Genomic DNA, 18885 nt, shown 5'->3' on the forward strand with positions numbered 1-18885 from the left:
TTATTCGGTGTTATCACATACCTGGAGTCATTAACTTGTCACTGCCCGGCAAAACGCCGACAATTCTTTTACAACTGATAAATGGAGGCCCATATGAGCACCTCTTTCTTTGTCGCCGCCGACTGGCTGGCAGAACACATTAACGACCCGGAAGTTCAGATTATCGATGCGCGCATGGCGCCGCCGGGGCAGGAACATCGTGATATGGCCGCAGAATACCGCGACGGTCATCTCCCTGATGCTCTTTTCTTTGATATTGAAGCGCTTTCAGACCACACCACCCCGCTACCGCATATGATGCCGCGCCCGGAAGCCTTCGCGGTTGCTATGCGTGAACTGGGCGTCAGCAGCGATAAACATCTGGTGGTGTACGATGAAGGTAATCTCTTCTCCGCACCGCGCGCCTGGTGGATGCTGCGTACATTTGGCGCTGAAAAAGTCTCAATTCTGGCTGGCGGATTAGCGGGCTGGCAACGCGATGATTACCTGCTTGAGCAGGGTAGTGTCGATATGGTCGAAGGCGACTTCGAGGTGAAATTCGACGCACAGAAAATTAAGCGCCTGACCGACGTGCTGCTAATTAGCCACGAAGGCACTGCGCAAATCGTCGATGCCCGCCCGGCACCACGCTTTAACGCCGAAGTTGACGAACCTCGCCCGGGCTTACGTCGTGGGCACATTCCCGGGGCGCGTAACGTGCCGTGGGGCGATTTAGTCTTCAACGGTGAGCTGAAAACCGTTGATGAATTGACCGCGATTTTTGACCGCGCAGGTGTTGACCTCAACCGCCCAATCGTCGCCAGCTGTGGTTCCGGCGTAACGGCGGCAGTGGTTGTACTGGCGCTGGCGACGCTGGAAGCCGATGATGTGACGCTGTATGACGGCGCCTGGAGCGAATGGGGCGCACGCGATGACTTGCCGGTTGAGCCGGTGATATAACCCGCATTGCAGCAATAAAAAAACCGCCCATAAAAAGGCGGTTTTTTTTATTGCTGGTCTGGTTCGCGGCCTTTCCAGCGGGTTGTGTTGCGAAAGCAACGCAGGTACTACCCGGTAACGAAATAATCCGTTTTCAGAGCGCTGAAGTCAAGTCCACTTATGGATTAACCTTGCAAAAAGAGGGTATTATTTAAACGGCCCTTTCCGCCGTCTCGCAAACGGGCACTGGCTTCTGGAGAGGATGTTCCGTGGCCGTAAGCGCAGGTACTATCCGGTACTTGCTATCGCGTCATTATCGCCAGTGGTGCTGCCGTGATGCGGTCTTTGCATGGACCGCGCAATGAAACGATACGTTTGTATCGTGCTTATTGTAACCAGCACGCTGTTTGCTCACGTTAACGAAGACTGGGATCTTTCAGGCTACGCTTTTCGCAACGCAATCAATGTAATGGGCAGGTAAGCCAGGATGCCGCCCTTCGGAGCGGCCTTCCTCAAACTTAGATAATCCGATTCTGTTTAAAATCACGCAGGAATCCGCCCCAGCGGCGTTCGTAGAACGGGGTGATATGTTCGGTAATAAAGTGGCTGATACCCTTCTCCCCTTTTACCACCTGACAGATATCAATCGGTTCATCACCCGGTAGCGTATCCGTTGCCACGCTGCCTGCGGCGTGAATAATCTCTTCAATATCCCCGTCGGCTTCAATACCAATCAGCAGGTTCGCCTCGCCTTCTGCGCTCTCTTTGATTGAACAGATAAACGCGCGTTTCACCGGTTTAATGGTTTTAAACAGCGTGGTGAGCGAATCCACCATCTGCGCGGGCGGCTCCGCCACTTCGGAGAGAATCAGCGATTCGCCGCCTTCCAGAATTTCCTGGGTACTGAGCGGGTTTCCCTCTTCACCAATCAGATGGCTGATTTCGCGCGGGGTGAACTCTTTCCCGGTCGGCAGTTTGGCGTTGAGGAACAACGTTTCGCCGAGAGTCATTTCAAACAGCGTGCGAACGGGCATTACCACGAACGCCTGTTCCTCTTCCACAGCCTGCTGCAAGGCTTCCAGCGAGGTGAAAAACGGAATGACGGACGTTCCGTCATCTTTTTCCCAGTGCTGTAAATCGAGCGCGCTGTCTTCCACAATTTGCTCGCCTTCCGCCGCTGTGCCGGGCACCCAAACGGTGGATTCCAGCAGCGTGCGGAAGAACGCAGGGCGATGCGCCGGTTCGGTCGCCGCCTGTTCAAGCAGAGTTTCTAATTCGTTTTTGGTTTCGGACATAAGAACCACAGATAAAAAAACATGTAGGGCGGGCAAGCGAAGCGCCCCCGCCGTTATTTGCCGGATGGCGCTGCGCTTATCCGGCTTACGCTGTCAACAGATTCGCAATCGTGCGCACGCCCAGCCCGGTCGCCCCGGCAGCCCACTGCTCTACCGCGCCTTTACGATAGGTAGCGGAGCAGTCGATGTGCAGCCAGCCCTGGTGATAGTTTTCAACGAAGTGAGACAGGAAGCCCGCTGCGGTGCTTGCACCCGCCGGATAGGTGGCGTTCGCGGTGTTGTTCAGCTCGGCAAAGTTGGACGGTAACTGATTACGGTGGAACTCCGCCAGCGGCAGGCGCCAGAACGGTTCGTTTTCCGCCGCCGCGCTCGCCATCATACGATTGACCAGGCCATCGTCGAAGCTAAACAGCGCGTGATAATCGTTACCCAGCGCCGTTTTCGCCGCGCCGGTGAGGGTCGCTGCATCAATAATCAGCTCCGGTTTCTGCGCAGAGGCGTCGATCAAACCATCGGCCAGCACCAGACGACCTTCCGCATCGGTGTTCATCACTTCGACATTTTTACCGTTGCGATAGTGAATGATATCGCCCAGTTTGAAGGCGTTGCCGCTCACCATGTTGTCGGCGCAGCACAGGTAAAGTTTCACACGTTTGTTCAGACCACGGGTGATCGCAAACGCCAGCGCGCCAGTGACCATAGCCGCGCCGCCCATGTCGGACTTCATCGAGTCCATGAACGCGCTTTGTTTCAGGCTGTAACCGCCGGAATCGAAGGTGATGCCTTTCCCGACCAGACAGGCGTAGACCGGCGCTTCTTTATCGCCGGTTGGGTTATAGTCCAGCGCCAGCAGCACCGGTGCGCGCTCAGAGCCACGGCCTACGGTGTGAATCCCCATATAGTTCTGCTCGCGCAGATCTTCGCCTTTGGTGATGCGGTAAGAAACCTGATCGCAGGCGACGCTGCACAGCAGATCAACCGCACGCTGCGCCAGCTGTGACGGGCCAACCTCTTCCGCCGGGGCGTTGATGGTATCGCGCACCCAGTCGATGATAGTCAGGCGGTTATCGAGTTCCTGACGTTGCGCGTCATCCAGCTCTGGCCATTCCACTTTACGAGTGCCTTTCGGCCCTTTATAACCGGCCCAGAAAGCCCAAGCGCTGTCGGCGCTCCAGCCTTCGCCGGTCAACGCTACGTGTTTAATGCCCAGACCATCAATTTTACGCGCCGCGCGCTGAATCAGGCCCAGGTCGTCCTTACCGGTCAGGTGCACAGAGATTCCATTATCGTTAATGCTATAAGTCGCTTTTTCGCCCCAGCGCGCATCGGCGGGCTGCGTGGTAAGCGTAATGTTCATCGCTTCGGTCATTTTATTTATCCTTATTCGTAAACGGGCCGTATTAGCAATACGGGCCGCCGAATGGCAGCCCGATATGTGACTTATTCAGCTTCGTCTAACCAGACTAGCAGAATTGCCTCAAGGATTTTTTCATTTGATGCCTGAGGGTCATCATCAAAATCCTCAAGGTCGCAAATCCATTGGTGCAGGTCAGTAAAGCGCACGGTCTTCGGATCGGTATCCGGGAAGGTGTCGTAAAGCGCTTCGCCGATTTCACGGCTGTCGGTCCACTTCAGTCCCATACTATCCTCTGTTAGTGCTCGCGTGCGTGGTTAATAGTGTAACGCGGAATTTCGACCACCAGATCTTCGTCGGTGACGCGCGCCTGACAGCTCAGACGGCTATCCGGTTCCAGCCCCCAGGCTTTATCCAGCATATCGTCCTCGTCTTCAGTGCTTTCCGGCAGAGAGTCAAAACCTTCACGCACGATGCAGTGGCAGGTGGTGCAGGCACAGGATTTTTCGCAGGCGTGTTCAATCTCGATACCGCTACGCAGCGCAGCATCCAGAATGGTTTCACCGGTCTCAGCTTCCACAACTACGCCATCCGGACACAGGTCCTGGTGGGGCAGAAAAACAATCTTTGGCATATTAAACCTCGTCCACGGATTGGCCTTTCAGCGCAGTACGGACAGATTTGTCCATACGGCGAGCGGCGAATTCCTGGGTTTGTTTATCAACGTTTTTAATGGCTTGTTCTATGGCGTCAGTGTCATTGCCTTCAGCTACCGCGCTCAGATGCGCAGCGGCTTCATCAATCACCTGACGTTCTGCGGCGCTTAACAGCGCGGCATCGGCGGCCAGAGCACCGGTCAAACTCTCCAGTACGCGTGCTGCTTCTACTTTTTGCTCCGCGAGCATACGGGCTTTGACATCGTGCTCGGCGTAGCTCATGGAATCCTGAATCATGGTGGCGATTTCACCATCGGTCAGACCGTAGGACGGTTTGACCTGAATTGAGGATTCAACCCCGGTGGATTTCTCCATCGCGGTGACGCTTAACAGCCCGTCGGCATCCACCTGGAAGGTGACGCGAATATGCGCCCCACCCGCCGGCAGCGCCGGAATACCACGCAGCGCAAAACGGGCCAGCGAACGGCAATCCTGCACCAGTTCGCGCTCGCCCTGCATCACGTGAATAGACATCGCCGTCTGACCATCTTTAAAGGTGGTGAACTCCTGCGCGCGCGCCACTGGAATAGTGGTGTTACGCGGGATCACTTTCTCAACCAGCCCGCCCATCGTTTCCAGACCGAGCGACAGCGGGATGACGTCCAGCAGCAGCATTTCACTGTCTGGCTTGTTCCCCACCAGAATATCAGCCTGAATCGCTGCACCGATGGCGACAACTTTATCCGGGTCGATAGAGGTAAGCGGCGTGCGACCAAAGAATTCACCCACGCGTTCACGCACCAGCGGAACACGCGTTGAACCACCGACCATCACCACTTCCAGCACCTCATCCGCTTCCACGCCCGCATCTTTCAGCGCGCGACGGCAGGCCATCAGGGTGCGTTTAACCAGTGCGGAAATCAGGTCGTTAAACTGTTCGCGAGTGATCTCGCCTTTCCAGCCTGCAACCTCAACCGTCACGCTCTGAGCATCGCTCAGGGCGATTTTAGCGGCAATAGCGGCATCCAGCAGTTCGCGCTGCACGCGGTTATCGCTACGATCGGCAATGCCCGCCAGTTCACGAATATGATCGGCCAACAGGTGGTCGAAGTCATCGCCGCCGAGCGCAGAATCGCCGCCCGTCGCCAGCACTTCAAACACACCGCGGCTTAAGCGCAGAATAGAAATATCAAACGTGCCGCCGCCCAGGTCATACACGGCAATCACGCCTTCCTGACCGGAATCCAGGCCATAGGCAATTGCCGCAGCGGTCGGTTCGTTAAGCAGACGCAGCACATGCAGGCCCGCCAGACGCGCGGCGTCTTTGGTGCCCTGACGCTGTGCATCGTCAAAGTAAGCCGGAACGGTGATCACTACGCCGTCGAGTTCACCGGCGAGCGATTCAGTCGCCCGCGCCGCCAGCGCTTTGAGGATATCGGCCGAGACGCGAATCGGGTTCAGCACACCGGCCTCAGTAACCAGCATCGGCAGGCCATTTTCGCTCGCCTCAAACTGGTACGGCAGATGCGGGTAACGCGCCTGAATGTCGGCCAGCGAGCGGCCCATCAGGCGTTTGACGGAACTGATGGTGTTAGCAGGGTCCTGCGCGGCATTGGCGCGCGCGTCATAACCCACGACGTGGCCCTGCGCCTGGTAATGGACAACAGAGGGCAGCAGGTGGCGACCCTGGCTGTCAGCCAGTGTTTCCGCCTGACCGCTACGGACCGTCGCAACCAGAGAATTGGTGGTGCCTAAATCGATGCCAACCGCCAGACGACGCTGATGCGGCGCGGCACTCAGACCAGGCTCACTAATTTGTAATAAGGCCATATTGAGCTTCCGAAATTAATAGTCGAGCAGTTTTTCTTCGAGTTGTTCAGCACTGCTGCGCAGTTTATCGAGAAAACGCAGTTTACGCACGGTATCCGCCGCCGTCTCCCACGCTTCATCGTCTAATTCTTTCACCATCTGCTGATGGCGGGTGTCGAACATCGCTTTGACGCGTTTAATAAACCCTTCCAGACGCGCTTCATCCTTCGCCTGTTCAATCTCATCCAGCTCTTCGCGCAGTTCCAGTTGTTCCATCAGAAAGGCGGTATCGCGCACCGTGTGCTGCTCGCTGGCTAAATCAAAACCGTGCAGCGACAGGAGATATTCCGCGCGCGGCAGCGGATGACGCAGCGTTTGCCAGGCCTGATTGATGGTTGCGGAACGTTGCACCGCAGCGAGTTGTTCGGCCGCGCTGGCGCTGGCGAATTTGTCGGGATGGTTCTGACGTTGCAGATCCTGAAAACGGGTCGCAAGGGCCTGAGTATCGACGTGATAGTGGGCGGGTAACCCGAAGAGGCTGAAGTAATCCATAACAATCTCAGGGTAAATAAAACAAAACCCCACCCACAGGTGGCCTGCGGTGGGGTTGGTGACGTTCAGTTACACGTTAAAGCTTTCGCCGCAACCGCACTCATCTTTGACGTTCGGGTTAGTGAATTTAAACCCTTCGTTCAGGCCTTCTTTGACGAAGTCCAGCTGAGTACCGTCGAGGAATTGCAGGCTTTTACCGTCGATCACCACCTTCACGCCTTTGTCTTCGAACACGGTATCTTCTGCCGCAGGTTCATCAACAAATTCCAGTACATACGCCATACCCGAGCAGCCGGAAGTTCTCACGCCCAGACGCAGACCAAACCCTTTACCGCGGTTGGCCAGGAAGGTATTGACTCGCGCTGCTGCACTGTCGCTCAATGTAATCGACATAACAAAACCTCAATTCTTATTTTGCTTCACGTTTGCTTTTGTAATCCGCAATGGCGGCTTTAATCGCGTCTTCTGCCAGGATAGAGCAGTGAATTTTCACTGGCGGCAGTTCAAGTTCGTCTGCGATGTCGGTGTTTTTAATCGCCTGCGCTTCGTCCAGAGACTTGCCTTTTACCCATTCGGTAACCAGCGAGCTGGACGCGATGGCGGAACCGCAGCCGTAGGTCTTGAAACGCGCGTCTTCAATGATACCTTCATTGTTGACTTTGATCTGCAACTTCATCACGTCGCCACACGCTGGCGCGCCAACCATGCCGCTACCAACGCTCTCATCGCTGTTGTCGAAGGAGCCAACGTTGCGCGGGTTCTCGTAATGATCAATAACTTTTTCGCTGTATGCCATGATTGAATTCCTCTTATCTACCGATTAGTGATGTGACCATTCGATGCTGTTCAGATCCACGCCCTGTTTGAACATTTCCCACAGCGGAGAAAGGTCGCGCAGACGGCCAATGGAGTTACGAACCAGTTGAATGGTGTAGTCAATCTCTTCTTCGGTAGTAAAACGACCTAAAGAGAAACGGATAGAGCTGTGTGCCAGCTCGTCGGTCATGCCCAGCGCACGCAGCACGTAGGATGGCTCGAGGCTTGCAGACGTACAGGCGGAACCGGAAGAAACGGCCAGGTCTTTCAGGGCCATAATCAGCGATTCACCTTCAACAAAGTTGAAGCTGACGTTAAGAATGTTCGGTGCGCCCTGCTCGAGGTCACCGTTCAGGTAAACTTCTTCCATATCCTTCACGCCGTTCCACAGACGGTTACGCAGACCGCGCAGACGGGCCATTTCGGTTTCCATCTCTTCTTTCGCGATACGGTAAGCTTCGCCCATGCCGACGATCTGGTGAACAGGCAGAGTACCGGAACGCATGCCGCGCTCGTGACCGCCGCCGTGCATCTGCGCTTCGATGCGGATACGCGGTTTACGACGCACATACAGCGCGCCAATCCCTTTCGGGCCATAGATTTTGTGGCCGGAGAAGGACATCAGGTCAACTTTCAGCTGGCTCAGGTCGATAGGCAGTTTGCCCACGCTCTGGGTCGCATCAACGTGGTAAACAATACCGCGCGCACGGCACATTTCGCCGATGGTCGCGATGTCCTGTACCACACCGATTTCGTTGTTCACGTGCATGATAGAAACGAGGATGGTGTCATCACGCATCGCCGCTTCGAGTTCTTTCAGGTCAATGATACCGTTGCGCTGAGGGGCAAGGTAGGTGACTTCAAAACCTTCACGCTCAAGCTGACGACAGGTGTCCAGCACGGCTTTGTGTTCGGTTTTGCTGGTAATAATGTGCTTGCCTTTTTTCTGATAAAAGTTGGCTGCACCTTTAATTGCCAGGTTGTCAGATTCGGTTGCACCGGAGGTGAAGACGATTTCGCGCGGATCCGCACCGACCAGATCGGCAATCTGATTACGGGCGATATCTACCGCTTCTTCAGCCTGCCAGCCAAAACGGTGAGAACGGGAGGCCGGGTTACCAAAGGTTCCGTCCAGGGTTAAAAACTGCATCATTTTCTCGGCAACACGCGGGTCCACCGGCGTGGTTGCGGAGTAATCGAGATAAATCGGTAATTTCATTGCTCTTAAACTCCGTACATCGCTTCAATGCAAGGAATCAGGCTATCGGCTGGATGTACGACCGAGGAGACGGAGCGCGGTACGCTCCGGCCTGATTCTGAAATCTCTTTATTATCCGTCGCGCGGATATTTATATTACGCGCGCAGTTTGACGTCGATTGCGTCTTGCGCACGGGTGCTGCGCGTTGTTTCATGGGTGTGCTGGCGACCAGACACATCCAGTACTTCCTGGTTATTCACCAGCTCGCCCAGCGTAATGTTGTTCAGGAAGCCGGTCAGGCGATCGCTCAGGTCGCGCCACAGCGCGTGAGTCAGGCATTTATCGCCCCCCTGACAGCCGCCTTTACCCTGGCAACGGGTCGCGTCAACGGATTCGTCAACTGCGCTGATAACTTCGCCAACCGCGATGTGGTTAGCTTCTTTACCCAGCAGATAGCCGCCGCCAGGACCGCGAACGCTGGATACCAGACCATTTTTACGCAGACGGGAGAACAGCTGCTCCAGGTAGGAAAGTGAAATTCCCTGTCGTTCTGAAATATCGGCCAACGGCACCGGGCCCGCTTCGGAGTTGAGTGCAACGTCCAGCATCGCGGTCACGGCGTAACGCCCTTTAGATGTCAGTCTCATGTCTTACTTAACCTCAAACTCGCCCCTGCCCGGGGTTTTTAATAATATATGTGTGGGTATTGCATAGCAGGACCAAGTCTGACATTCCCGAGTAAAATGGTCAACTATTTACTTGAGTAATTTAGTCAGGTATTTAACATTCAGTGCGGTCTGATGCCCTCACCCCGGCCCTCTCCCACAGGGAGAGGGAGAACACAATGCACAGTCTGTCCCCTCTCCCTCAGGGAGAGGGTTAGGGTGAGGGTGGCCCTTATGACTTCTTATTCTGCTGCTCAATCGACGCCAGAATCCCGCGCAGGATGTTCAACTCCTGGCTTTCCGGACGCGCGCGGGTAAACAAACGACGCAGTTTGTTCATCACCTGCCCCGGATGGTTTTCGCGGATAAAACCGGTACTCAGCAGCGTTTGTTCCAGGTGACCATAGAAACGCTCCAGGTCATCAACCAGCGGATACGGCGTTTCGTCGTGCTCAACTTTTGCTTCGCCGTTTTCCTGCGCCGCCAGCCACGCCATGCGGACCTCATAAGAGATAACCTGCACCGCCATCGCCAGGTTCAGCGAACTGTATTCCGGGTTAGCGGCAATTGCGACGTGATAATGGCACTTTTGCAGCTCTTCGTTAGTCAGGCCAACGCGCTCACGGCCAAACACCAGCGCCACCGGCGCATGTTCAGCTTCAGCAACGCTTTTCAGACCGCATTCGCGCGGGTCGAGCATCGGCCACGGCAGCGTGCGCGAACGCGCGCTGGTGCCCACCACCAGGCTACAACCCGCCAGCGCTTCATCGAGCGTATCGACGATATTGGCGCTACCGATGACATCGCTGGCCCCGGCGGCCAGGGCGATGGCCTGGGAGTCAGGTTTTACCAATGGATTCACCAGCCAAAGATTGGTTAAGCCCATGGTTTTCATCGCGCGGGCCACAGAGCCCATATTGCCGGTGTGAGAGGTTTCAACCAGCACAATTCGAATATTTTGCAGCATTGTCTTTCTTCGTCTAAAGATTATTCGACCATATTACCATAAACCGAAGACAGAGTCTGAATTCGCTGTTATGATGTGCGCCGTTTTTCCCCGTTCTTTAACATCCAGTGAGAGTAACCTGATGCATCCGATGCTGAACATCGCCGTGCGCGCAGCGCGCAAGGCGGGTAACCTGATTGCCAAACATTACGAAACGCCAGATTCTGTTGAAACCAGCCAGAAAGGCAGCAACGATTTCGTGACCAACGTTGATAAAGCGGCTGAAGCCATTATCATCGAAACCATTCGCAAATCTTACCCGCAACACACCATTATCACCGAAGAAAGCGGTGAACATGTTGGCGACGATCTGGATGTTCAATGGGTTATCGATCCACTGGATGGCACCACCAACTTCGTTAAACGTCTGCCGCACTTCGCGGTCTCCATCGCGGTACGCATCAAAGGCCGTACCGAAGTTGCGGTGGTTTACGATCCAATGCGTAACGAACTCTTCACCGCGACCCGTGGCCAGGGCGCACAGCTGAACGGCTACCGTCTGCGTTGCAGCACCGCGCGTGACCTCGACGGCACCATCCTGGCGACCGGTTTCCCGTTCAAAGCAAAACAACACGCCCCGGCGTACATGAACATTCTCGGCAACCTGTATACCGAATGTGCTGACTTCCGTCGCACCGGTTCCGCAGCGCTGGATCTGGCTTACGTAGCCGCTGGCCGCGTAGACGGTTTCTTCGAAATCGGCCTGAAGCCGTGGGATTTCGCCGCAGGTGAACTGCTGGCGCGTGAAGCTGGCGCCCTGGTGTGCGACTTCACAGGTGGTCACAACTACATGATGACCGGCAACGTGGTTGCAGGTAACGCACGCGTCGTGAAATCGATGCTGGCGAACATGCGTGACCAGTTGAGCGAAGCGCTGAAGCGCTAAGCGATTGTTGTGCCCGGTGGCGCTAGCGCTTACCGGGCCTACAATATTGCTGCAATATATTGAATTAGCACTATTTTGTAGGCCGGATAAGGCGATTACGCCGCATCCGGCAAGAACAAAGCGCGCGTTGTCAGCAAACTGAGCGCTGAAGCGCTAAGTTCCAGGTCGGGGAAGCACTTCCCCGTCCTTCTTTCTTCACCGATCCCCCGAGCGCTTTTCCTAAACTGGTTGTCCCCTCTTTACATTGCCACCCCCTTTTATGACGATCGTGCGCTGTTCACACCATCCCAAAGCAGCCAAAGGGAAATTGCGATGCGCTTTTTACGTGGGAAATTCGGCATAGAGTGTTTTTTCGTTCTCTGTATTATCGGTGTCTGTATTTATCTGCTGCCGCGTATTGCGATTAACGCCTTCTATTACCCCGATAACAAAGTCTACGGGCCGGAACCCTACAGCGTAGAGCCCGTCGTTTTTACCGCGAAAGACGGCACAACACTCCACGGCTGGTTTATCCCTTCCGCAAAGGGGCCGAGCGAACACGCCATCGCCACGGTTATTCACGCCCATGGCAACGCGGGCAATATGTCCGCTCACTGGCCGTTGGTAAACTGGCTGCCGGAGAGAAACCTCAACGTATTTATGTTTGATTACCGGGGTTTTGGTGAGTCGCAGGGCACGCCATCTCAGGCGGGTTTGCAGGATGACACCCTCAGCGCCATCGACTACGTCCGCCACAGACCGGATATTGATCCGCAGCGTCTGGTACTTCTGGGGCAAAGTTTGGGTGGAAACAATATTGTCGCCGCCATTACGCATGGCGATCGCTCAGGCATCCGCGCCGTTATTCTGGATTCCACCTTTTCGTCCTATTCGGCGATAGCCAATCACATGATCCCCGGCAGCGGCCTGTTACTTGACGATAGCTACAGCGCCGATCGTAACATTGCCGATATCAGCCCTATTCCACTGCTAATACTGCATGGTACGGGCGACCACGTTATCCCGTCAGAACACAGCCAGACACTTTATGCGCTGGCGAAAGAACCCAAAACGCTCGAACTGATCCCAGGCGGGCAGCATATCGACGCATTCTCTACCCGCTATGGCGATCGTTATCGCGATGAGGCTGAGCGTTTTATTCTTAACGCCCTGAAAAAGCCGAAATAGCTTTTAAAACGGCCGCATTCCCCGCCCAACAGGTACCGCACTCAGCCACATCACCACCGCCGCTGCGATCAACAGCGCGCCACCGGCCAGGGCCAGCGTTGTCCAGCCCACCTGACGCCATAATACCGGCGCTCGATTTCCACTTAGCCGCACAGCCAACTGGCGGAAACTGTGCACCAATAGCGCAAGTGACGAAATAGTCAGTGACGTTCCCGCCGCCATCGCCAGCGCCGATGCCATTCCCCAGGCAAATACGCCAATCACTTTACTGAACAACAGCACCATAATTGCGCCAGAGCACGGGCGCATGCCCATCGACAGCACCACCATCAGGCGCGCGCGCCAGTCATCGCCGCTGCGAATTTGCTCCGGGTCGGGCAGATGTTTATGCCCGCATCCGCAGTGTTCATCATGGATGTGAACCGGTTTAAACGCGGTGAAAGTGGGTTTACGCAGCAGCCGTCGTAGCGTTTTCAATGCTCGCCAGCACAGCATCAGCCCCAACACGCCCACCAGCGCATAGCTGGCTTTCTCCAGCCAGAACCCGCTCACGTGAAGCTGTCGCGCGGGTAATTGCAGCAGCGTTAACACCACCACGACCAGCGCAATCGCCACCAGCCCCTGTAACAGTGACGAAGCCAGCGTTAGGCCAATACTTGATTTGAGCTTCGAGGGATGCGTAGCCTGCCAGGTGGCTATCACTACTTTGCCGTGCCCCGGCCCCAGCGCATGCAGCACGCCGTAGATAAAGCTAAACAGCAGCAACGAACCGCCTGCCTGGGTCGGGTTTTCCGCTACCGCTTTGAGCAGGCCGCTCATCTGCTGATTCACTTCGCGCTGCCAGATGATGCTTTTTATCATGATTTGCGGCCATGCCTGCCATAGCCAGAAACCCGCCAGCACGCTCAGTAGCAGAAAAATGGCTAACGGCCAGAGCGCCAGCCAGCGGTGCGACGGGCGTTTTACAAGAGCGTTCACTGACATGTTAACGTCACCTTCTGGGCAAATTGCTTACCCAGCTCCATGTCTTCATCCGGCGCGTCTTCTTTATCAAGCGACAACGCATAAGACATCATTTCGTCACTGGGCTGCGGCGTATGCACCGCCAGTTTGCAGGTCGATTTCAAACTCGCCGGTAACGAAACATCACCGTCGTTCTCATAGCGCATATCGACGTAATAGGTCGGGTCAAACGTCGAGAAGGTATAGGTCTGCCCGGCTAGCGTCTGGGGATTTGCCAGCGGCAGCGTGAACGTCAGCACCGCCTGATGCCCCTCCCGCGCAAGGCCATAGTCAGTGGGCAGATTGTCAAATTTCACCTTTTTACCGTTGTGCCAGAATTCCGTGAAGTAGTGCTGTCCCAGCACGTTGGCCATCACTTCCGCCGCCAGTTTTTTCCACACTTCATCGCCCGGTTTAGCCTTCCCGGCGTCATACAACAGATCTGCTGATGTTAATTCATCCATTACCCAGCGCATTTTCAGCCCGCTCATCTGCCCATCCTGCGCCACAACGTCCGTCGTCAGGGTGATAAAACTATGCGGGTGCGCCTGGACGCTAAGCGATAAAACCGCGAAAAATACCAGACTTACGCTTTGTTTCACTCTCTTCATCCGTTCCTCAGTGAAAAATTCTGTGACCGACGCCGATATTCCTTACGTAAACAGGCTGAGCACGCGTACGAAAGACTATCCTTTAGCTATTCTTATCAAAAACGCAAACTGGAATCTTTCAGATGATGACGCTCATGGAACCTCCATCTGTGCTTTCCAGTCCACAGCGCCGCTGCCAGGTGCTGCTGATGTTCTACCTACCCGGCCACACCATTACGCCCGAATTCATTGGCGAAGTGAATGGTGTCGATGCAAATACTGCCCGGCAAGATATAGCCGAGACCGGAGAGGAGATCCAGCGTTACCATCGTCTGGCGATTGCCAGCGGAGCGGACGGCAGCTATCGGATTGAAGGCACCACGCTTGATTTACGCCTGTGCTTGCTGCACTGGCTGCGGCGTGCCTTCCGTTTATGTCCGCATTTTGTCAGCCATCATTTTACCCCAGCGCTTAAAACGCAGCTTAAACAGCAGGGCATTGCCCGCACGCTGTATGACGATACCAATCTGCAGGCGCTGGTAAACCGCTGCGGGCGCAACCTGCAACGCCAGTTCGAGTGTCGCGATACGCAGTTTTTGCGCCTCTACCTGCAATACTGTCTGCTTCAGCATCATCAGGGAGAGAGCCCCACCTTCAATTCGCTGCAAAGTACCTGGACCCGTACCACCCAGGAGTTTCAGGTGGCCGCCGAGATTGTGCGCCACTGGCAGCGTCGCATTCACCGGCAGCCTCACTGTAGCGAACAACAATTTCTGGCACTGCTGTTTATGCTGATGCGCACGCCAAACCCCGTTTACGATGGCCATGCGCAGGACCGTCAGTTACACCTGGCGATTGACCAGCTTATCGATCGCTTTCAGCAACTGGCCGGGCGTCAGTTGGGTGATGAACAAAGCCTGCGCGATCAGCTCTATATTCACCTGGCGCAGGCGCTGAATCGCTGTATTTTCGGCATCGGTATTGATAGCCAACTCACCGAAGAGATTCATCGGCTATACCCGCGCTTAATGCGCACCACGCGTGAGGCGCTGGCCGATTTCGAGACGCGTTATACCCTGCAATTCAGCCATGAAGAGGCGGCGCTGATTGCCATTATTTTTGGCGCGGGGCTCATGCAGGAGAGCGAGTTACATGAGAAAGAAGTGGTATTACTGACGGGCGATAACCCGACGCTGGAGCAGGAGATAGAGCAGCAGCTACGGGAACTCACCCTGCTGCCGCTCAATGTAAAATATCTGGCGGCGCGAACCTTCCAGAAAGAGGGTGCGCCGAAAAGCGTCAGCCTGGTGGTGTCGCCCTATGCGATCGCCCTGCCATTGTTTTCACCGCCGCTGATCCATGCCGATCGGCCATTAAGCGATCATCAGCGGCAGCATATCAGCAAGATCCTCGACGCTTAAGCGGTTACCGCTTTCGGACGCAGGATCAACGCTGGCAACGCAACCAGCGCCATCACCCAGAACACACCCTGATGCAAATGCTGGTACAGGAAACCGGCAAACACGGTCATCACCGCAATACTGCCGCCCATCGCCACCGCAGAGTACACCGCCTGCAGGCGAATCACTTCGCTCCCCTGACGCGCGGCGATATAGCGCATCGCCGCCAGGTGGCAAACGGTGAAGGTGCCGCAGTGCAGGATCTGCGCGACAATCAGCCACGGCAACTCCGTGGTCCAGCCCATGATTCCCCAGCGGATCACACCACATACGGCGGATAGCAGCAGCAGGTCGCGCGCACTAAAGCGGCGGAAAACTTTCTTGCTCAGGGCAAAAATCACCACTTCTGCCACCACACCAAGCGACCAGAGATACCCTACCGCCGACGCCGAATAGCCCGCGCCCTGCCAGTAGATGGCGCTGAAACCATAGTAGGCCGCATGCGCGCCCTGCAACAGGCACACGCAGGCGAGGAAGCGCCAGCTCTGCACCACCAGCGTACGCCATGCTGGCCACCCCGCCGCTTCCTGATGACGCGATTCCCCTTGCGGCATGACTGAAGGCCGCAGCAACATGCCAAGCAGCATTGAAGCAATCCCCAGGCTCAATAGCAGAAGAATGGCGTGATAATCAAACAGGCTAACCAGTTTGCCCGTCAGCGCTGAACCAATCACAAAGGCGATCGAGCCCCACAGGCGCACCCGGCCATAATCCATGGTGATTTGCTTTTGCCAGGTGTTAGCAAGCGCATCGGTCAGCGGTACCAGCGGCGAGAAAAAGAGGTTAAAGCCAATCATTACCGCCATCAGCCAGGCAACGTGGCTACCGGCCCAGAAAGCCATCGCAAACAGTAGCGTCAGCAGCGCCAGAATGCGTAGCACGCTGATTAATCGGGAGGGATCGCTAACGCGCGGTGCAATCAGCAGGCTACCAAGAAAACGTGCTACCAGGCCCGCGCCAAGCAGAACGCCGATGGTTTCAGGCGTGAGCCCCGCCCCCTTGAGCCAGACGCTCCAGAAGGGCAGAAAAATACCGTAGCTGAAAAAGTAGGTGAAGTAACTGAGCGCCAGCCAACGCGTTGAGTGCAAGACCATGATTTCCTCCAGAATGGAGGCGACAGTCTGGCGGTAAAAACGGGCTGGCGCAACCGCTAAAAAATCGCTGTTATTATCCCTTTTCCACCACAATCTTTAGAGAAAAATGCAACCGATCGCCCTGACCTAAAACCTGTAAACCCGGCTGCCCAGGCAGGTTATGTGCGTTAACAGGATGGGTTTGCGGTTCAAGACAAAGAAACGCGCCACCCGACATTCTGAACACCATGAGGTAGGGGGTTTGCGCGAGAAGCGTGACCCTCATCACATCATTTTCGATGACCGCACACCCATTCCAGCCCGAATATCCCATATTGAACCAGGCATCTTCACCATGCTGTGCGATGGAAAAATCCGCCGCATTCGGAATAGACGACTGCCAGGCCAGTGGCAAATGCGATTCTCCCTCTGGCCAGCAGCCGCTAGCATAGAACTGCGCACGGCACTGACGTGTAAAATAGAACCATGGATGAAACCCGCAACCATAAAGCATTGGCTGCGCGCCTCGATGCATAACGGTTAACTCCGCATTCAGCGTGCCATCTGTAAGTTTGTACTCAAGCGTCGCCTCGTAGTCGTAACCACACCGCAACTGGCTATATAGTTGCAGCGTACAGCGCTCCGGGGCCACCGCCATCACCCGCCATTTATTTAACCAGCCATCACCATGCAGAAAAAAAGTGTCATCTGACTCGTGGTTCGGTAACACAATTTCACGTTCATTGAACCTGAAGCGATTGCCCGCAACACGGTTAGCCAGAGGCAGCATCGGAAAAAGCGCAACCTCCCCTGCCGGTGCTTGTAATACAGGCCGTTGAAAACGTAACGATTCCAGGCCCAGCAACGATCCACCTTGCGGCGATATGCGCATCCGTAAATGCGCGTTTTCCAGCAGCAGGCTTTCCATTAGTGGGCCTGATGCGTATTGGCGACTGTCGGGGATTTACCGTGCTTCGCCGCGAGCTGTTCTTCCAGTGCCTCTAGTGTAACGCCTTTTGTTTCAGGGACATGACGCAAGATATAAAGGTATCCGAATGCGCAAATCACACCATACAGCAGGAAACTTCCCGCCGCACCCAGACCGGCGTTGAGGAGCGGGAAAGTATAGGTCAGCAGGAAACAGGCAACCCAAAGCGCAAGCGTACCGAGTGACATTGCCAGGCCGCGCACGCGATTAGGGAATATCTCTGACAGTAAAACCCAGGTTACAGGCGCAAGCGTCAGCGCATATATTGCGATAGCCGCCAGAACCAGTACCAATACCGGCCAGCCCATAATCCCCGCAGCATAAGCACCAGCAATTAACACGTAGATAATTGTCAGTCCTGACGCGCCAAGCAGCATCAGTTTACGACGCCCCAGTTTATCAACCAGCGGTAGCGCGGCGACAGTGAAAACAAGGTTGATTAGGCCCGTTGCCACAATGGATTTCAGAGTGCCGTTAATATCGAACCCGGCGGAAGCAAAGATCTCCTGGGCATAGTTGAAAATAACATTAATACCGCACCACTGCTGAAAGATAGCCAACACCATGCCAATAATCACAATAGGTTTGATTTGCGGTTGAAGCAGCGTCGACCACGCGACTTTATGGTTGTCTTTTGCAAGGGTATGTTCAATGTCGGCCAGTGTCTGCTCTGCATAGTCGCGTGAACCAATACGTTCCAGCATTTGTCGCGCCTTCTCTCGCTTTCCGGCTTTCATGAGCCAGCGTGGAGATTCCGGGACAAAAAACATCAGTACCAGGAACGCCAGCGCAGGCACCAGTTCAGCACCAAACATCCAGCGCCAGCCAGTCTGGCCGTTCCAGCTCTGAGCGATCGCTTCCATGGTGACGCCCGGCTCAACAGGTTTAGCAATCATCAGGTTGATCAACTGCGCACCTAACACACCGATCACGATCGTTAGTTGGTTTATAGCCACAAATCGCCCGCGTTTTTCCGCCGGGCTAACTTCTGCGATATAGAGAGGACTAATGGCGGAAGCGAGGCCAATACCAACCCCGCCGACAATACGGTAAATCACAAACATGTCGAAGTTGCTTGCCGCTGCCGTGCCCCAGGCAGAGGCGCTGAACAGAATCGCCGCCAGAATAAGCGGCAGCTTGCGGCCAAATTTATCCGCACACCAGCCCGATACCAGCGCACCAAAAATACAGCCCACAAGCGCTGAACTCATCGCCCAACCAGAGAGCGCTGGATCGGAGATGGAAAACCAGGCCTCATAGAACGGTTTCGCCCCGCCGATGACCACCCAGTCATAACCAAAAAGCAATCCACCACAGGCGGCCACCAGACATATCATCCAGACATAACCCATTTTCAAATTTTTCTGCGCGTTATTCATATTGATTCCTCTTTAAGGGAAACGCAGGGAACAAGAGGTTTCCGGCGACAAAGCCGTCGCCGGGAGTACA

The 18885-nt window shown here is 55.2% G+C and carries 20 protein-coding genes; 4 read left to right on the top strand and 16 right to left on the bottom strand.

All coding sequences use genetic code 11. The features are described from left to right. Nucleotides 1–93 precede the first annotated feature (93 nt). The gene (gene sseA / locus ACWWFX_RS20720; RefSeq protein WP_473224676.1) at nt 94–939 is read left to right on the top strand and encodes a 3-mercaptopyruvate sulfurtransferase; all 846 of its coding nucleotides are present in this window, start codon (nt 94–96) and stop codon (nt 937–939) included. A 497-nt stretch (nt 940–1436) separates the two neighbouring features. On the opposite strand, the gene sseB is transcribed toward sseA, so the two are convergent. The 11 genes from sseB to trmJ form a co-directional block, all read right to left on the bottom strand. Continuing rightward, nucleotides 1437–2213 carry an enhanced serine sensitivity protein SseB gene (gene sseB, locus ACWWFX_RS20725; protein WP_276219398.1) on the bottom strand — a complete coding sequence of 259 codons (777 nt, stop codon included), beginning with the start codon at nt 2211–2213 and terminating at the stop codon, nt 1437–1439. Nucleotides 2214–2298: 85 nt separating this feature from the next. After that, the gene (gene pepB, locus ACWWFX_RS20730) at nt 2299–3582 is read right to left on the bottom strand and encodes an aminopeptidase PepB (RefSeq protein WP_473224677.1); all 1284 of its coding nucleotides are present in this window, start codon (nt 3580–3582) and stop codon (nt 2299–2301) included. A gap of 71 nt (nt 3583–3653) precedes the next feature. Further along, a complete protein-coding gene (gene iscX, locus ACWWFX_RS20735) occupies nt 3654–3854 on the bottom strand; it encodes a Fe-S cluster assembly protein IscX (protein ID WP_015963428.1) in 201 nt (66 codons plus the stop codon). 11 nt (nt 3855–3865) lie between these two features. Continuing rightward, entirely contained in the window at nt 3866–4201 is a 336-nt protein-coding gene (fdx, locus tag ACWWFX_RS20740; protein ID WP_015963427.1) for an ISC system 2Fe-2S type ferredoxin, read from the bottom strand. 1 nt (nt 4202) lies between these two features. After that, entirely contained in the window at nt 4203–6053 is a 1851-nt protein-coding gene (gene hscA / locus ACWWFX_RS20745; RefSeq protein ID WP_473224678.1) for a Fe-S protein assembly chaperone HscA, read from the bottom strand. Nucleotides 6054–6068: 15 nt separating this feature from the next. Then, nucleotides 6069–6584, bottom strand: coding sequence for a co-chaperone HscB (gene hscB, locus ACWWFX_RS20750; RefSeq protein ID WP_456146201.1), 516 nt, complete (start codon nt 6582–6584; stop codon nt 6069–6071). A gap of 69 nt (nt 6585–6653) precedes the next feature. Continuing rightward, entirely contained in the window at nt 6654–6977 is a 324-nt protein-coding gene (gene iscA, locus ACWWFX_RS20755; RefSeq protein ID WP_004104506.1) for an iron-sulfur cluster assembly protein IscA, read from the bottom strand. Between the two features lie 16 nt (nt 6978–6993). Then, on the bottom strand, nt 6994–7380 hold the full coding sequence (gene iscU, locus ACWWFX_RS20760; protein WP_005120408.1) for a Fe-S cluster assembly scaffold IscU: 387 nt from the start codon (nt 7378–7380) through the stop codon (nt 6994–6996). 24 nt (nt 7381–7404) lie between these two features. Then, the gene (gene iscS, locus ACWWFX_RS20765) at nt 7405–8619 is read right to left on the bottom strand and encodes a cysteine desulfurase (protein ID WP_015963424.1); all 1215 of its coding nucleotides are present in this window, start codon (nt 8617–8619) and stop codon (nt 7405–7407) included. 135 nt (nt 8620–8754) lie between these two features. Continuing rightward, complete coding sequence (iscR, locus tag ACWWFX_RS20770; protein WP_015963423.1) at nt 8755–9246, bottom strand: Fe-S cluster assembly transcriptional regulator IscR; 492 nt, start codon at nt 9244–9246, stop codon at nt 8755–8757. A 250-nt stretch (nt 9247–9496) separates the two neighbouring features. Further along, nucleotides 9497–10231, bottom strand: a complete 735-nt coding sequence (gene trmJ / locus ACWWFX_RS20775) for a tRNA (cytosine(32)/uridine(32)-2'-O)-methyltransferase TrmJ (RefSeq protein ID WP_473224679.1) — start codon at nt 10229–10231, stop codon at nt 9497–9499. Nucleotides 10232–10352: 121 nt separating this feature from the next. Here trmJ and suhB point away from each other — a divergent pair, with 121 nt between their 5' ends. Then, nucleotides 10353–11156: an inositol-1-monophosphatase gene (gene suhB / locus ACWWFX_RS20780; RefSeq protein ID WP_276219383.1), complete on the top strand. Its 804-nt coding sequence runs from the start codon at nt 10353–10355 to the stop codon at nt 11154–11156. Nucleotides 11157–11468: 312 nt separating this feature from the next. After that, a complete protein-coding gene (locus ACWWFX_RS20785) occupies nt 11469–12323 on the top strand; it encodes an alpha/beta hydrolase (RefSeq protein ID WP_473224680.1) in 855 nt (284 codons plus the stop codon). A 3-nt stretch (nt 12324–12326) separates the two neighbouring features. Here the strand turns inward: ACWWFX_RS20785 and ACWWFX_RS20790 are convergent, their stop codons facing one another. Both ACWWFX_RS20790 and ACWWFX_RS20795 read right to left on the bottom strand, forming a co-directional pair. Continuing rightward, nucleotides 12327–13307: a nickel/cobalt transporter gene (locus ACWWFX_RS20790; protein WP_473224681.1), complete on the bottom strand. Its 981-nt coding sequence runs from the start codon at nt 13305–13307 to the stop codon at nt 12327–12329. After that, on the bottom strand, nt 13298–13936 hold the full coding sequence (locus tag ACWWFX_RS20795) for a DUF1007 family protein (protein ID WP_231826506.1): 639 nt from the start codon (nt 13934–13936) through the stop codon (nt 13298–13300). The genes ACWWFX_RS20790 and ACWWFX_RS20795 overlap by 10 nt, the downstream gene beginning before the upstream one ends. Before the next feature lie 122 nt (nt 13937–14058). On the opposite strand from ACWWFX_RS20795, the gene csiE reads away from it, so the two are divergent. Beyond that, a complete protein-coding gene (gene csiE / locus ACWWFX_RS20800; protein ID WP_276219377.1) occupies nt 14059–15336 on the top strand; it encodes a stationary phase inducible protein CsiE in 1278 nt (425 codons plus the stop codon). On the opposite strand, the gene ACWWFX_RS20805 is transcribed toward csiE, so the two are convergent. The 3 genes from ACWWFX_RS20805 to ACWWFX_RS20815 form a co-directional block, all read right to left on the bottom strand. Beyond that, nucleotides 15333–16469, bottom strand: coding sequence for a 3-phenylpropionate MFS transporter (locus ACWWFX_RS20805; RefSeq protein WP_473224682.1), 1137 nt, complete (start codon nt 16467–16469; stop codon nt 15333–15335). The genes csiE and ACWWFX_RS20805 overlap by 4 nt on opposite strands. 73 nt (nt 16470–16542) lie before the next feature. Continuing rightward, nucleotides 16543–17376 carry an aldose 1-epimerase gene (locus ACWWFX_RS20810; protein ID WP_473224683.1) on the bottom strand — a complete coding sequence of 278 codons (834 nt, stop codon included), beginning with the start codon at nt 17374–17376 and terminating at the stop codon, nt 16543–16545. Beyond that, nucleotides 17376–18815 carry a sugar porter family MFS transporter gene (locus ACWWFX_RS20815; RefSeq protein ID WP_473224684.1) on the bottom strand — a complete coding sequence of 480 codons (1440 nt, stop codon included), beginning with the start codon at nt 18813–18815 and terminating at the stop codon, nt 17376–17378. Before ACWWFX_RS20815 ends, ACWWFX_RS20810 begins: the two co-directional genes overlap by 1 nt. Nucleotides 18816–18885: the final 70 nt, after the last annotated feature.

This window comes from Pseudocitrobacter sp. 2023LY-00077 (assembly GCF_055796175.1).